Source organism: Nonomuraea rhizosphaerae, from assembly GCF_019396405.1.
Taxonomy (GTDB): domain Bacteria; phylum Actinomycetota; class Actinomycetes; order Streptosporangiales; family Streptosporangiaceae; genus Nonomuraea; species Nonomuraea rhizosphaerae.
Window position 1 is genome coordinate 1 of the sequence record NZ_JAHKRL010000016.1, and the last position, 14,726, is coordinate 14,726.

Genomic DNA, 14,726 nt, shown 5'->3' on the forward strand with positions numbered 1-14,726 from the left:
CCGCCGGGGCGCGGCGGCGGCCACGCCGACGGTGGCCACAGGGACGGTGGCCACGGGGACGACGGTGGTTTCGGGGACGACGAGGGTGCTTTCGGGGACGACGACAGCGGTGGTGGGGACGACGACGATGACGACGACTGACGCGGCCCCGTCATGCGGGTGAGCGCCCGCGGCCGCATCGTGGGCTGGATGCTGGCCGTCGTCGGCCTCGCCCTGTCGATCTCGATCTTCGCGACCTGGACCGTCCTGCTCACCCGGCTCGACGACCGGATGAACCTCGAGTTCAGCAACGAGGCGGAGAAACTGCGCCGCTACGCCGCGACCGCGCTCGACCCGCGGACCGGACGCCCGGTCGACGACGTCGCCGAGCTGCTCACCGGCTACCTGGCCTACAACCCGCCCGACCGCTGGGAGACGTTCTTCAGCATCGTCGGCGGGCAGGCCGACCGGGTCACCGCCGTTGAGGCGCCCGCCCGCCTCGACACCGACAACACGCTGGTCAGACGGCTCGCGGCGGCCACCAGACCGGACCACGGCGTGACCGAGAGCGCCGCGGGGACGGTCTGGTACGTGGTCATCCCGGTCACGGTGTCCGCCGATCCCCGGCCGGGCCACTTCGTCGTGGCCTCCTTCTACGACCTGCACCGGGAGGAGATCGTCGGCGCGATCCGCGTGCTGAGCCTCAGCGCGGTGGCGGCGCTCGGGCTGGCGGGCGCGGCCGGCTGGTTCGTGGCCGGGCGGGTGCTGGCCCCCATCCGCCTCGTCCGCCGGACGGCCGAGCAGATCAGCGACTCCTCCGACCTGACCCGGCGGCTGCACGTACGGGGGGACGACGACGTGGCCGCGCTGGCCGCGACGTTCAACCACATGCTCGACCGGCTGGAACAGGTCTTCGTCGCGCAACGCCACTTCGTCGACGACGCCGGCCACGAGCTGCGCACCCCGATCACCGTCATCCGCGGCCACCTGGAGCTGATGGGGGACGACCCCGCCGACCGGGCCGAGACGCTCGCCCTGGTCACCGACGAGCTGGAGCGCATGAACCGCATGGTCGACGACCTCCTCACCCTGGCCAAGGCCGGGCAGCCCGGCTTCCTCGACATCGAGGAGGTGGAGCTGGCCGACCTCACCGTCAGCGTCGTGGCCAAGTCACGGGCGCTCGGCGAGCGGCGCTGGCGGGTGGACCAGGTGGCCGAGGCCCGCGTGCCCGCCGACCGCCAGCGGCTCACCCAGGCCATGATGCAGCTCGCGGCCAACGCCGTCCGGCACACGGCGGTCGACGACCTGATCGCCGTGGGCTCGGCCGTACGGGACCGGATGGTCGAGGTCTGGGTACGCGACAGCGGCCCGGGGGTCCCGGCCGCCGACCGCGAACGGATCTTCGCCCGCTTCATGCGCGGCACCGGCCAGACCGGCGGGCACGACGGCGCCGGGCTCGGCCTGGCCATCGTCAGGTCCATCGTCGAGGCGCACGGGGGCACCGTCAGGGTCGTGGAGGCGCCCGGGGGCGGGGCCTGCTTCGTCATGACCATCCCGATCCGGACCACGCTGTGAACGGGACCTTGACTGCGGAGCCCGTTGTGGACAGGCCCTTGACCGCGAAGGACAGTGCACGGTGAACCGCATTCTGATCGCGGAGGACGAGGCGCGGATCGCGTCCTTCCTGGAGAAGGGGCTGCGCGGCAGCGGCTTCGTGACCGCCGTGGCGCGGGACGGCGTCGCGGCCCACGACCTCGCCGCCGGCGGCGGGTTCGACCTGCTGATCCTGGACATCGGGCTGCCGCTGAGCGACGGCTTCACCGTGCTGCGGCGGCTGCGCCAGGCCAAGGTCGCCCTCCCGGTCATCATCCTGACCGCCCGCGACAGCGTGACCGACACCGTCGCCGGCCTGGAGGGCGGCGCCGACGACTACGTCGCCAAGCCCTTCGCCTTCGAGGAACTGCTGGCCAGGGTACGGCTGCGCCTGCGGGCCGGACGCGCGCCCGAGGCGACCGTGCTCCGCGTCGCCGGGATGTCGCTCGACCTGCGGACGCGGCGGGCGTACGCGGGCGGCCGGGCCGTGGACCTGTCCACCCGCGAGTTCGCGCTCGCGGAGGTCTTCTGCCGCCACCCCGACCAGGTGCTGACCAGGGAACAGCTCCTGAGCCACGTGTGGGGCTTCGACTTCGACCCCGGCTCCAACGTCGTCGACGTGTACGTCCGCTACCTGCGGCGGAAGATCGGCGCCGACCGCATCGAGACCGTCAGAGGCACCGGGTACCGCCTGCGTGCCGGGTGACAGCACTCTCATCCCACGCTCACCATGAGCCAACCGCGGACCCGAAGGCTGGAGGTCGTCCGCGGAGAGTCCGCGAACAACCCCCAGGAGGCACATATGGGCCAGGCACTACGGCGGTTCCTGCTCACGGTCGCGTTCACGCTCGGACTCGGCACCACCGGCGCGACCCTCATGGCGCAGGCCGCGCAGGCGGCGCCACCGCCGGGCGCCGCCTACGCCGCCGATGACGACGACCGGGACGACCGGGACGACTCCGGCAACGGCCGGGACCAGCGGGACGACTGGGACGACGACGATGGGGACGACGACGGCGACGACCACGACGACGGCGACGGCGACGGTGACGACAGGGATGACGACGGGGACGACCGTTCCGACGACCGCTCCAGCGTGTACGCCGGCAAGGGCGTCAGCCACGACGACGGCGCGTCGCGAAAGGCCGCGACCACCTCTGCCTCCACGGCTGACGCGAGCGTGAGCCCCGGAAAGGCCACCACGTCCGACGACACCACCTCATCCGGCGCCACCTCGTCCGGGGACGACGGCGCGGTCGGTGACGACGACGGCGACGACACCAGGGACGACGCCGCGGCGGGGGACGGCGCCGACGACGACGGCGCAGCCGGTGACAACGACGCCGCCGACGACAACGCCGCCGACGACAACAACGCCGCTGCGGGCGACGGCACCGCAGCCGAGGGCAACGCCGCTGCCGGTGACGACGCCGCGCCGGGCAGCAGCGCCAACGCGATGCAGCTCACGACCGCGAGAAGCGGCGACTTCCACCCGGCGCCGATCGTGCTCGTCGCCCTGGCCTCCACCGGCGCGCTCGTGGGCGGCGCCTACTGGGCCTCACGCCGATTCGGTCTGCGCTGAGCGACCCATTGAGCGCGTGATCCGCTGAGCGGGTGACGAACCCCCTCGTCAGGACGGCGGTCCACCAGGATCGCCGCCCCGGCGAGGGCTTTGTCGTCAGCGTCTCCGATCCACCCGGCGATTCGCCCCGCCCAGCGGTTCCGCCTCGCCGTCGCTACCTCGTCCGGGCGGCTCGTTGCCACAGCGCGGCCCAGCCGCCGCGGCCGAGCCAGGCGGTCGGCACGCGCAGCTCACCGGCCGCCATCCGCTCCCCGAGCGTGTCGGGGTCGGCGCCCAGTTCCACGGCCCCCGGCACCGCCCGCCGCCAGGGCCCGGCGGGGTCGGCCAGGTCCGTACGCGGGAAGCCGGGCACGATCGTCTCCCCCGGCACGGTCACGGGCACCGTCTCCGGCCCCGGGTCCGAGCAGGTGATCGCGAGGACCAGCGAGCACAGCGCGTCCGTGCCCGGACGGACGGCGACCTGCCGGCCGAGCACGGGATCGGCGCCCCTGGCCAGGCGCCCGAGCGCGGCCCGGAACCTGCGCCCCACCAGCTCCATCGACCGCGCCGGCGCGATGGCCCCGTGCCGAGCCAGCTCACGCAGCGAACCCGGCAACGGTGTGTCGGCCGTCAGCAGTCCGAGCCTCTCGTACCGGGCGGTGAGCTCGGGGTCCAGGCCCGCGAGGGCGCGGGTCAGCGGGCGTACCCCGGTGGCGCGCCACAGCTCCGGCAGGCCCGCCGCGAGAAGCAGGTCACGGCAGGCCCGCTCGACCCGGTCGGCCGGGAGCCGGCGCAGGGGAGTCACCACGTCCGCCGGCGACGACCCGTGCGCCCCCACGGCCAGGACCCGCAACGCGGCAACGGTCTCCGGGTGGGACATCGCGCTCCCGGCCAGCTCCGCCAGCGGGCCACTCACCTCACGGAACAGGCGACGACGGGGCGTCACGGCCGGGGCGCGCTCGCGTACCGGCTGCTCGGGCGGCGCGGACGGCGCGGGCGACAAGATCGGCGAGGGCGGGGGGAGCGGCGGCAGGGACGCCAGCCGGCGCGTCAGGCCGTCGCGCAGCTCGGCGTCCGGCTCGCTGTTGTACCTGGCCTGCAGCTCGGTGATCTGCCAGCCCTGCCGCCGGTGCCGGACCTCGGCGTTCGCCATGATCCTGCCGTCCGGGGCGCGTAACGCCGCCAGGGCGCACGCGCCCTTCACGGCCTGCTCGACGTAGTGGGAGCCGGCGATGCAGTTGCCCATATACGCTGCCCACTGGGCCAGCGTGCGCGGGTGGCGTGCCCACTCCAGGCGCGCCTGCGTACCCGGGATGACCGTGCCGTCCAGTGCCGCCAGCGGCTCCGGCACCTCGAACGCCAGCGCCTCCGCGACCTCCACGCCGGCGGCCAGCCCGGCGGTCAGCCCCGCCCAGTCGCGGCACTGCCGGGGCGGCGGCACCCCGAGCGAGACGAGCTGCGCGGCGAGCGCCAGGGCCGCGGGGATCGACTCCGGGGGCGGGTCGTCGGAGCTGGGGTCGCAGTCGAAGGAGGGGATGAGGGGACCGTGGTGGACCTCGGCCCGCTCGTGGCCGTTGAGCTGGGCCAGGGCGTCGGCGAGGTCGGCCAGCCAGAGCAGGTCGCCGACCGTCTCGTCCCCGTCGGGCCGCCGCTCCAGGGGGAGCCGCCGCTGGTCGGCGACGGGGAACTGGGGCCAGGTGGAGGGCGGGCGCTGCGCCGTGTACCCGACGGCGGCGCGCCATTCGCGCATGCTGCCCAGCGACCAGCCGTGGAGCTGATCCGCCGCCTCCTCGATCAGCTCGATGGCGGCGTCGATCACGGTCTCGGCGTAGTCGCGCGCCCGGGCCAGGCGCTGCGTGACGTACGGCTCGGTGGGGTTCTTCCGGGAGGCCAGCTCCCTGACGTAGCACCCGGGACGCGCGGGCAGCCCGGCCAGTCCCGGGACCCGGCGGGCCGCCGCCCCCGCCTCGTGGGAGTCCATGAGCGCGGCGGCCGCCCCGAGCTGGTCCGTCATGAGCGCCATGCCCTGCTGGACGCCGTGGTCCGCCACCGCCACGGCGGTGCGCAGCAGCACGGTCGCCGACATGGCGTTGTGCATGGCGCGGTTCATGAACATCGTCCAGTGCCACGGCTTCCACACCCACCGGGCCGCCTCCAGCACCGTCGGCTCGTGGCCCACGTCGGCGCGGACGCGCTGGAGGAGGAAGTCATCCTCGTGGCGGGCGTACCGGGCGGCCAGTTCCTCCTGCCTGCTCTGCTTGCCCTGGGTGGCCAGCCGGCGGGCCCTGCGCCGGTTCGCCTCCTGGCGGGTGGCCGTCTCGGCCCAGAGGGAGAGGAGGAGATCGAGTCGCCTGCGCCGCGGGTACGTGCCGAGCACCTTGCCGAGATGCTCGGCCATGGTGGACGCCGCCGCCTCCGCGCCTTCGTCCGCGGTGTTCAGGGGTGTCCCGGGTTCGGCCTGGTCGGCGCCCAGGCACAGGACGCGTTCGAGTTGTTCGGCGCCCAGGAGGCCGCTGGCGGCGGAGGCGAGCCGCAGGGCCGCCCACCGGCCGTCGGCGATGGCCGCGCTCGCCGCGGCGGCGACCGGCTTGGTGGCCTCCACGCCGAACAGCGCCACCAGCACCCCCGCCCGGTCACCCAGCCGGTGCAGCCCGTCCAGCCCCAGCGCCTGGACCGCCGCCAGGACGGCGTCCCGCCTGTCGCCCCGCGCGCCCTCCAGGCGGGCGGACACGTACCCGGGGCACAGCTCGACGCCGGCCCCCGCGGCGATCACGCCCCCGCGCTCGACGAGGCGGGCCAGCTCGGCGACGGCCTGATCGGGAGCACGCTCCTCCCCGACCTGCGGGGCGGCGCCGGACGCGACGGGCGGGGTGGCTGAGGCGGTGAGTACGACGGGTGCGCCAGGCCCCATGCCGTCCGCCGGGGAAGCGTGCGTACGGCCGCCGGACAGCGAGCGACCGCGCGCGTCCCAGACTCGCTGGTCGCGCGCGGTCACCACTCCGTAGGCCAATCGCACCACGGCCCCATGATCCGGGCCCCGGCTCGCGCCGGGCAACCGGAATTGGCCCCCGCGGTCAACTCCGGCGCCCTGGCCAGGGCCGGATCAGACCTCGGCCATGGCCCGGTACACCGACGTCCTCGCCGGGTACTCGTCGTACACGGGGCGGGTGAGCAGGGCCTGCGCCAGGTTGGCCTTGATCAGCGCGGCGCCGCGCACCACCGGCACCAGCGTCAGCGCGAACAGCACGCCGAGCACCGTGTTGAACACCACGAACGTCGTCGTGTCGTTGGAGAGGCCGAGCAGCTCGGGCAGGCCGCCGTGGAAGTCGGGGATGCCGGCGATCATCCAGCCGTACAGGGGGAAGGTCAGGCCGGCGATGGCGCCGGCCCACCAGGTGGCGGTCACGACGAAGGCGGCGATGGCGACAGGGAACGCGATGATCGCGTGCAGCAGGTCCAGCCACGCCTGGCCGCCGGCCAGCGGGTTCACGGCGCGGCGCAGCCGGCCCGCCCCGTCGGGGGCCTGGGGGTAGCGGGGGCGGGCGAGGCGGCGGCCGAGCACCTCGGGCAGCAGCACCCGCTCGACGTCGGCGAAGTTGCGCGCCATGGCGGCGGTCGCGGCCAGGACGGGCAGGCCGACGAAGGCGACCAGGCTGCCCGCCCCCGCCGAGATCCCGGTCACGACCAGGACGAACGCGATCACGGCGGTGGGCAGGCCGAGCAGGACGTAGCGGGTGTCGGTGGCGATGCGGTGGCGGAGGCTTGTCATGGGGAAGACGTTACGGAGTTCCTCCTTCCTGATCGTTCCCGCTCACTGCCGTCTTGGGGGTAGGGCCAGCACTACCTCTCACCGGCAGCGGGGGCCGCCGCGGTCGGTCAGGAACGACGAGACCCAGACCAGGGGCGAGTTCCAGTTGATGGTCAGCTCGTTGGTCGACCACGACTCGATGTCGTCGATGTAGCAGAACTGGGGCGCGCACCCGCTGAGCAGCCGCTGGGCGATCGGGTCCTGGATGCTGGAGTTCGGGCCGCCGGCCAGGGTGCCGCGCGGCGGGTTGGGCAGCGTGGCGTCGAGCTGGTGGGCGTACCAGCGGCTGTGCTGGTTGTGCGAGGCCACCTCGCCGTAGCCGGTGACGTACGACTGGTTGAGCGCGTTGCGGCCGAACAGGTAGTCCATGCTCTCGCGCACGGCCCTGCGGTACTTCTCCGTGCCGGTCAGGTCGTACGCGGTGGCCATGACGACCATGTTGTTGAGCACCAGGTTGTTGGAGCCCCAGTCGTAGTCGGGCACGTCGTACGGCATCCCGTACGGGTGCGCCCGCTGCGTGGCCAGGTACTTGTCGGCGCCCTCGACCACGGAGCGGCGCACCCGCGCCCGGTCGGGCAGGTTGTTCGGGACGGTGGCCAGGTCGAGGCGGCCGAGCTGGGCGGTGTTGCCCCAGTCGAAGCCCCGGTCGCGCCAGATGTCGCCGGTGTGGTGCGGCGAGGCGAGCACGAAGTCCCGGTACTCCCGTTCGCCGGTGGTGAGGTAGAGCTCGGCGGCCGCCCAGTAGAACTCGTCGCTCACGTTGTTGTCGTCGTACGAGCCGCCGCCGACGCCGTCCGTGGCGCTGGCGTAGCGGGTGGGGTTGGCCTTGGCCGCGGCCCAGGCGAGGCGGGCGGCCCTGAGGTTCCTGGCGGCGAAGGCCGGGTCGTACGGCTTGAACAGCCGGGCCGCCTGCGCCGCGGTGGCGGCCAGGTTGAGCGTCGCGGCGGTGGAGGGCGGGTGCAGCTCGCGAAGCTGCGGGTCGAGGTGCGGCAGCAGCGGCAGCCCGGTCCAGTTCGCGTCGTGGATCTTGTGGTGCGCCATGCCGGCCAGCGGCTTGCCGGCGGGCACCTGCATGCTGAGCAGGAACTCCTGCTCCCAGCGGGCCTCGTCGAGCACGTCGGGGACGCCGTTGCCGCTCTCGGGGATGCGCAGCTGGCGGTCGGTGAAGGCGGACCTGTTCCGCTCGTACGTCGCCATGAGCTGGTGGACGGAGATGCCGCCGTTGACCACGTACTTGCCGTGGTCGCCCGCGTCGTACCAGCCGCCGCGCACGTTCAGGGAGTAGTCGCAGACGCCGGGCTGGCAGGGCACGAGCACGTCGCCCTGGTTCGGCGCCACGCCCACGTGACCGGCGGGCCTGCCGTAGCCGGGCCGCAGCGAGTCGAGGATCTCGATGCCGCTGCGCTGGGTGTAGTAGAACTTCAGCGCGTCGGTGGGCAGCGTGCTGTACAGGTCGGCGGTGATGTCGAACGGGCGGCTGGTCTCGCCGTCGGCCGTCAGCGTGTAGCCCTTGCCGGTCCTGGCGTACGAGCCGAAGTCGATCGTCTGCACGTTCTGGCGGGAGCTGGCGTCCGTACCGCGGGGCTTGCCGCTGCCGCGTGCGACGGTCCTGCCGGAGGAGTCGCGCAGCAGCCACTCCAGCGGGGTGGTGGAGGTGGTGACGACGGTGGCGTTCTTGGGGCCGTCGGGGAGGTAACCGACCATGTTCACGCGTACGCGCGGACCGGTGTCCGGCTCGTAGACCTCCGGTTCGGCGCCGCCCTTCAGCGACACGTCGTCCATGCAGAACCTCCAGGGCTCGGCGCTGCCGCCCAGTTGGAACGCGACCTGGGCGTCCGGCAGCGACACGGGAGCGGTGAAGGTGGCGGCGTGGTCCACGCCCGTGGGGTCGAGCTGGGGGTTGGCGGAGTAGTACTGGGTGTACGGGTCGACGGGCAGTTGGATCAGCGCCCTGGGGACCTTGGCGGGGTCGGCCGAGGCGGTGAAGGAGTAGGCGTAGGTCTCGCCGGCGACCAGCGCGATGTCGTCCTGGCCGATGATGGCGTCCCAGGGGTTGACGGTGCCGCCCGGGATGTCGGCGCAGAGGCGGCCCTGGTCGAGGGTCAGGGTGACGTTCCCGGTGCTCCACCAGGGGGCGGTGCCGGTGCCGAACGTGCCGTTCACGATCTGCTCGGGCCCTTCGGCGGCGGCGCCGGCCGCGGTCGGGGCGAGGGCCAAGACGGTGGTGAGGGCCAGCAGCGCTGCGCCCCGGCGTCGAGTCATGGGAGTCCTTCTGCAGGGAATTGGGAGCGCTCCCAGAGTGCGAGCCTCCCGATACTCCAGCCCAGAAGGCGTCCCGTCAACGCCTCACCATGAAATTTTCAACAGACGGCCCCGCCCCGCACCCGCTCCATGACCGGCGCCATGGCGTCGATGCTCTGCTCCATCACGCAGACGTAGCTGATCCCGTACAGCTCGCGGTTGGCGCGCACCTTGTCTGCCATCTGCTCCGCCGTGCCGACCAGGAAGCCCGGCACCTCGGCCCGCTCCGCCACGCTGAGCTGCGGCGCGAGGTGGCCGAGCCGCTCCAGCGCCGCGCGCGGGTCGGGGGTGGGCACCACGGCGGGCGCCATGGCGGTGAACTCCACCTCGTGGACGCGCTCGCCGATCACCCCGCGCACGTACGCGACCCGCTCGGCCATGTCGGCCGCGCCGCCGAAGGTGGGCAGGCCGGGCCGCTCGAACCTGCTGCTCGCCGCGCCGTTGAAGCCGACGATGTCGGCCTCCTGCGCGGCCAGCTTCAGCACGCGGTCCCCGCGCCCGGCGATGACCAGCGGCGGCATCGGCCGCTGGGCGGGCAGCGGGCGGGTCTCCGGGGCGGCGAACACGCGGCGCAGCTCGGCCACGGTCCGCTCCAGGTGGTCCACCCGCGCCCCGCCGGGCGGGAACGGCAGCCCCGCCGCCTCGAACTCGTGCTTGGCCTGCCCGGTGCCGATCCCCAGCTCAAGGCGGCCGTCGGTGAACAGGTCCATGGTCGCGACCTCGCGCGCCAGCAGGAGCGGCGGGTAGAACCCGGCGTTGATCATCGCCGTGCCGAGCCTGGGCCGTTCGGTCACCTCGGCGGCCAGCATCAGCGCGGGGAACGGCGCGGGCATGCCCAGGTGGTCGGGGATCAGGATCGTGTCGTACCCGAGATCCTCGGCCTTGCGGCACTTGTCCATCCATTCACGCCGGGTGGACGGCAGGTGCAGCGTCACGCCGAACCGGAACGGACGCTCGTTCGGGAGAAGATTAAGTCCTCGCATGAGGACAAATCTAGGAGTGGCGCATCGGATCCGATTAGGTCAGATGACTGGTCATGTCGTGATGGCGTGCGACTCCATGTCGGCCACCGTCCACTCCTCGACCTCGTCCAGGTGGACGGCGGCGGCCGTCTGCGCGGCGGCCACGTCGCGGCGGGCCATCGCGTCGAGGATCTCCAGGTGGCGATGGGTGGACCCGGCGATGCGGTGCGGCCCGGTCGCGCCCAGGATCCGCAGCCACTGCACGAACGGCTCCGTGGACGAGCGGACCCTGATCAGCCGCTCGTTGCCGGTCGCCGCCACGATCTCGGTGTGCAGGCGGGTGTCGCTGGCGAAGAACGGCTCGTAGTCGCCCTTCTCGGCGTGCTCCAGCGCCTCGACGACCTCCGCCCGCAGCTCGGCGATGCGGCCGAGCGGCATGGCGGTGGCGGCGATGCCGGTCGCCAGCCACTCGATGCCCTTGCGCAGCTGGCACACCTCGTGGACGTCGGTGACCCCGGGCCGGGCCACGAACGTCCCCGACCGGGGCCGGGTCTCGATGAGCTGGTCGTGCTCCAGCCTGGCCAGCGCCTCCCGCACGGGGGTGCGTGAGACGCCGAACTCGGTGGCCACCGCCTGAGGGTCGAACCGGGAGCCGGGGGCGTAGGCCCCGCTGGTGATGCGGTCGCGCAGGATCCGGTAGAGCTGGTCGGAGATGGACTCCACGACCAGGGACTTCGCGGGCTGACCCGGCACGTTCTCTCCTTGCGGATGTGTGACAGCTAGTCGATCAGGTTAGCCGCGCGCAGTGCCGCCGCGATCCGCTCGCGCTCGGCCTGGCTGGCCGGCGCGAAGGGCTTGCGGGGGCGCCCTCCGTCACGGCCCTGGAGCTCCAGTGCCGCCTTGAGCGTGGCAGGCAGGTTGGGACTGTCGATCGCCTTCCACACCGTGAGAATACGCTCGTGCAGGCTCAGGGCGAGCGCGTGGTCACCGTCCTGGACGGCGTTCCAGAGCTCCACGCTGAGGCGCGGGGTGACGGTCGGGATGGCCGCGAGCGCGCCGTGCGCCCCCAGCACGAACGCCGGGTAGTGCAGGTCGTCGAGGGCCGCCAGGATCGTGAACCGCTCGCGCACCCGAGCCAGCAGGTCCGCCAGCAGGTGCATGTCGCCGCCGCTCTGCTTGATCGCCACGAGCTGCGGGATGTCGGCCAGCCTCTCGATCACGTCCACGGGCACCAGCGCCCACGGCACCACGTTGTAGAGCACGATCGGCAGGTCGATCTTCTCGGCGATCTCCCGGAAGTAGGCGACCGTCTCCTCGGGTGACGGCTTGAAGACGTAGTGCACCGGGGTGATCTGCAGCGCGTCGACACCGACCTCCTTGAGCGCCCGCGCGTAGCGCAGCACCTGGGCCGTGGAGTTCTGGATCACTCCGGCGATGACCGGCACCCGGCCGGCGACCTCCTCGACCACCACGCGGCAGATGTCCCTGCTCTCCTCCAGCGACAGCGTCTGGCCCTCACCCGTGCTGCCGCACGCGCAGATGGCGGTGACGCCCGCCTCCAGCAGGTACTTCACCTCCTGGCGGAGCAGGTGGAGATCCACCTCGTCGTTCTCGTCGAACGGCGTCACCACCGTGGAGATCATTCCGTGCAGCTTCATTGTGCGTCCTCCCTGTTGCAGCTACGTTACATCTAGTGTCTGATATATTAGATTATCACGGCGACCTGAAAGGAATGGCCGATGCACAACGGGACGCCAGTCAAACGCGTCGTGTGGGCCAGCGCGCTCGGCACGACGGTGGAGTACTACGACTTCACCCTGTACGCCACCACGGCCGCGCTGGTCTTCAACAAGGTCTTCTTCCCGGCCGAGAATCCGCTGGTGGGCACGCTGGCCGCGTTCGCCACCTTCTTTGTCGGCTACCTGGCCCGCCCGCTCGGCGGCCTCATCTTCGGCCACTTCGGCGACAAGCTCGGCCGCAAGAACGTCCTCATCATCACGATGCTGATGATGGGCATCGGCACGTTCACCATCGGGCTGATCCCCTCCTACGAGTCGATCGGCATCGCCGCGCCCCTGCTGCTGGTGCTCATCCGGCTCATCCAGGGCCTCGGCATGGGCGGCGAGTACGGCGGCGGCGTCCTCATGGCGCTGGAGTACAGCCCCAAGGAGAAGCAGGGCTTCTTCACCTCGCTGGTGCACATCGGCACCCCCGCGGGCGTGCTGCTGCCGGTCGGGCTGGTCACGCTGCTCGACACGTTCCTGCCCGAGGGCGCGTACGAGTCGTGGGCCTGGCGGCTGCCGTTCCTGCTCAGCATCGCCCTGATCGCCGTCGGCTTCTACATCCGGCTGCGGGTCAGCGAGAGCCCGGAGTTCATCCGGATGCGGGCCGAGCGCGAGGTGCGCAAGATGCCGGTCAAGGAGCTGTTCTCCGGCTTCACCGGCAGGGTGCTGCTGTCGATCGTGGCCAAGGTCGCCGAGAGCGGCCTGTTCAACGTCTACTACGTCGTCGCCATCGCGTACGTGACCACCGAGCTGGGCCTGCCGCGCGGGCCCGTGCTGCTGGCCGTGCTCGTCGCGTGCCTGGTCGAGTGCTTCACGCTGCCGTTCTTCGGCCGCTGTCCGACCGGATCGGCAGGCGGAAGGTGTACGTGGGCGGCGCGATCTTCCAGCTCGTGCTCGCGGTGCCGTTCTTCCTGCTCGTCCAGACCGGGAACCCGCTGCTGACCACGCTGGCCATGGTGCTCGGCCTGGGCGTCGGCCACGGCTCCATGTACGGCGCGCAGGCCGCGCTGTTCGCCAACCTCTACCCGGTGCACGTCCGCTACACCGGCCTGTCGGTCACCCAGCAGGTCGGCGCCACGCTCGGCGGCGGGCTCGCCCCGCTGGCCGGCACCGCGCTGCTCGCGGCGGGTGGCGGCCACTGGACGTGGCTGGTCGTCTATATGATCGCGATCGCGGCCATGTCCAGCCTGGCGGCGAGCCGGCTGCGCACGGGTGACCTTGACCACACGGCGCTCGGGGGAGTGCCTGCCAAGGAGGCGATCTCATGACCCTGTTCCTGCCGGACCGGGACCCCGTGGCGGCCGCGCTGCGCGGCTTCGCCCAGGTCCACGCCGACCTCGTCGAGCTGAACGAGGAACCGGCCTTCCTGCGGGCCCGCGACCGCGACCCGCGCAGGACCGTGGGCCTGGTGTCCGGCGGCGGCTCGGGGCACGAGCCGCTGCACGCGGGCTTCCTCGGCCGGGGCATGCTCGACGCGGTGGCGCCGGGCCAGATCTTCGCCTCGCCGCACAACCGCCAGGTGCTGGAGGCCAGCAGGGCCGCCGCCGGACCGGGCGGCGTCATCCACGTGGTGAAGAACTACACCGGCGACCGCATCAACTTCGGCATCGCCGCCGAACGCCTGCGGCACGAGGGCATCGAGGTCCGCCGCGTGCTGGTGGACGACGACCTGGCCACCGAGAGCGCCGAGACCGCCACCGGGCGGCGCGGCACCGGCGCGACCGTCATCGTGGAGAAGCTGCTCGGCGCCGCCGCCGACGACGGGCTCGGCCTGGACGAGCTGGCCGGGCTGGGCGCCCGGTTCGCCGCCGCCTCGCGCAGCCTCGCCGTCGCGGCCCGCGCCCAGACCTCGCCGCACACCCGCGCCCCCTCGTTCGAGCTGGGCGCCGACGAGCTGGAGTACGGCGTCGGCATCCACGGCGAGCGGGCGGCCAAGACGATCTCCCGGGTGCCGGTCGAGGAGCTGGTGGACCGGATGCTCGACGAGCTGCTCGCGGGCCTGCCCGCCGGGCCGGACGACCTGCTGGTGCTGGTCAACGGGCTGGGCGGGACCACCCAGCTGGAGCTGTACGGGATCTGCTCGCTGGTCGCGGCCGGGCTGTCGGCGCGCGGGCCCCGGGTGGCCGGCTCGCTGGCGGGGACGTTCGTGCCCGCGCTGGACATGGCGGGCTTCTCGCTGACGCTCACCCGGCTCGACCCGTCATGGGAACGCTGGTGGAAGGCCCCCGTCATGACCCCTGCGCTCAAGGAGACGCGATGACCGGCTCGCCGGTGCTGCGGCGCTACGCCGCCGACGTGGACGAGGCCCACCCGGAGCTGACGCGGCTGGACCAGCTCAGCGGCGACGGTGACTTCGGCGACAACCTGCGCGGCGGGATGCGGCGGGTGATCGCCGAGCTGGACCGGTCGGGGACGGCCGGGCACGGGTTCGACGTGGCCGGGCGGGTGTTCCTCGACGAGGTCGGGGGGACCAGCGGGCCGCTGTTCGGGCTGCTGTTCACCGAGATCGGGCACGCGCTCGACGGCGTGAACGGTCTTTACGGTGTGAACGGTCCCGGCGGTGTGGACGGTTCCGAGGACGTGTCCGGGTGGGCCGCCGGGGCCTGCGCCGGGCTGGCGGCGATCCAGCGGGTCGGCGAGGCCCAGGTGGGCGACCGCACGCTGGTGGACGCGCTCGCCCCGGCGGTCGCGGCGCTGGCGGACGGCGGGCCGCGGGCGTTCTCGCGGGCGGCCACGGC

The 14,726-nt window shown here is 72.9% G+C and carries 13 protein-coding genes; 7 read left to right on the plus strand and 6 right to left on the minus strand.

The annotated features are described in order from the left end of the window. Nucleotides 1–159: 159 nt before the first annotated feature. From KME77_RS00820 to KME77_RS00830, 3 genes are all read left to right on the plus strand, one after another. Complete coding sequence (locus tag KME77_RS00820) at nucleotides 160–1,554, plus strand: sensor histidine kinase (protein ID WP_219460280.1); 1,395 nt, start codon at nucleotides 160–162, stop codon at nucleotides 1,552–1,554. A 61-nt stretch (nucleotides 1,555–1,615) separates the two neighbouring features. After that, a complete protein-coding gene (locus tag KME77_RS00825; protein ID WP_219460283.1) occupies nucleotides 1,616–2,278 on the plus strand; it encodes a response regulator transcription factor in 663 nt (220 codons plus the stop codon). 96 nt (nucleotides 2,279–2,374) lie between these two features. Further along, nucleotides 2,375–3,154: a hypothetical protein gene (locus KME77_RS00830; protein ID WP_219460285.1), complete on the plus strand. Its 780-nt coding sequence runs from the start codon at nucleotides 2,375–2,377 to the stop codon at nucleotides 3,152–3,154. Nucleotides 3,155–3,308: 154 nt separating this feature from the next. On the opposite strand, the gene KME77_RS00835 is transcribed toward KME77_RS00830, so the two are convergent. The 6 genes from KME77_RS00835 to KME77_RS00860 form a co-directional block, all read right to left on the minus strand. Next, nucleotides 3,309–6,152, minus strand: coding sequence for a hypothetical protein (locus KME77_RS00835; protein ID WP_219460288.1), 2,844 nt, complete (start codon nucleotides 6,150–6,152; stop codon nucleotides 3,309–3,311). Between the two features lie 84 nt (nucleotides 6,153–6,236). Continuing rightward, a complete protein-coding gene (locus tag KME77_RS00840) occupies nucleotides 6,237–6,902 on the minus strand; it encodes a sensor domain-containing protein (protein ID WP_219460291.1) in 666 nt (221 codons plus the stop codon). Between the two features lie 78 nt (nucleotides 6,903–6,980). After that, nucleotides 6,981–9,203, minus strand: a complete 2,223-nt coding sequence (locus tag KME77_RS00845; protein WP_219460293.1) for a glycoside hydrolase family 9 protein — start codon at nucleotides 9,201–9,203, stop codon at nucleotides 6,981–6,983. A 98-nt stretch (nucleotides 9,204–9,301) separates the two neighbouring features. After that, the gene (locus KME77_RS00850; RefSeq protein ID WP_219460296.1) at nucleotides 9,302–10,225 is read right to left on the minus strand and encodes a TIGR03621 family F420-dependent LLM class oxidoreductase; all 924 of its coding nucleotides are present in this window, start codon (nucleotides 10,223–10,225) and stop codon (nucleotides 9,302–9,304) included. A 51-nt stretch (nucleotides 10,226–10,276) separates the two neighbouring features. Continuing rightward, nucleotides 10,277–10,957, minus strand: a complete 681-nt coding sequence (locus KME77_RS00855; protein WP_219460299.1) for a GntR family transcriptional regulator — start codon at nucleotides 10,955–10,957, stop codon at nucleotides 10,277–10,279. 26 nt (nucleotides 10,958–10,983) lie between these two features. Then, entirely contained in the window at nucleotides 10,984–11,862 is an 879-nt protein-coding gene (locus KME77_RS00860; RefSeq protein ID WP_219460304.1) for a dihydrodipicolinate synthase family protein, read from the minus strand. Between the two features lie 81 nt (nucleotides 11,863–11,943). On the opposite strand from KME77_RS00860, the gene KME77_RS00865 reads away from it, so the two are divergent. The 4 genes from KME77_RS00865 to KME77_RS00880 all read left to right on the plus strand — a co-directional run. Next, nucleotides 11,944–12,930, plus strand: coding sequence for an MFS transporter (locus KME77_RS00865; RefSeq protein WP_219460305.1), 987 nt, complete (start codon nucleotides 11,944–11,946; stop codon nucleotides 12,928–12,930). Beyond that, nucleotides 12,855–13,256 carry an MFS transporter gene (locus tag KME77_RS00870; protein ID WP_308250482.1) on the plus strand — a complete coding sequence of 134 codons (402 nt, stop codon included), beginning with the start codon at nucleotides 12,855–12,857 and terminating at the stop codon, nucleotides 13,254–13,256. The genes KME77_RS00865 and KME77_RS00870 overlap by 76 nt, the downstream gene beginning before the upstream one ends. Further along, entirely contained in the window at nucleotides 13,253–14,248 is a 996-nt protein-coding gene (locus KME77_RS00875) for a dihydroxyacetone kinase subunit DhaK (protein WP_219460311.1), read from the plus strand. Before KME77_RS00870 ends, KME77_RS00875 begins: the two co-directional genes overlap by 4 nt. Next, nucleotides 14,245–14,726, plus strand: a 482-nt coding sequence (locus KME77_RS00880; RefSeq protein ID WP_219460316.1) for a DAK2 domain-containing protein, incomplete at its 3' end; no start/stop codon positions are given. The genes KME77_RS00875 and KME77_RS00880, both read left to right, overlap by 4 nt.

Excerpts from the sequence above, each read along its gene's own strand:
- KME77_RS00865 (WP_219460305.1), top strand. The coding sequence starts at position 11,944 with ATGCACAACGGGACGCCAGTCAAACGCGTCGTGTGGGCCAGCGCGCTC.
- KME77_RS00860 (WP_219460304.1), bottom strand. The coding sequence starts at position 11,862 with ATGAAGCTGCACGGAATGATCTCCACGGTGGTGACGCCGTTCGACGAG.
- KME77_RS00830 (WP_219460285.1), top strand. The coding sequence starts at position 2,375 with ATGGGCCAGGCACTACGGCGGTTCCTGCTCACGGTCGCGTTCACGCTC.
- KME77_RS00850 (WP_219460296.1), bottom strand. The coding sequence starts at position 10,225 with ATGCGAGGACTTAATCTTCTCCCGAACGAGCGTCCGTTCCGGTTCGGC.
- KME77_RS00875 (WP_219460311.1), top strand. The coding sequence starts at position 13,253 with ATGACCCTGTTCCTGCCGGACCGGGACCCCGTGGCGGCCGCGCTGCGC.
- KME77_RS00845 (WP_219460293.1), bottom strand. The coding sequence starts at position 9,203 with ATGACTCGACGCCGGGGCGCAGCGCTGCTGGCCCTCACCACCGTCTTG.
- KME77_RS00840 (WP_219460291.1), bottom strand. The coding sequence starts at position 6,902 with ATGACAAGCCTCCGCCACCGCATCGCCACCGACACCCGCTACGTCCTG.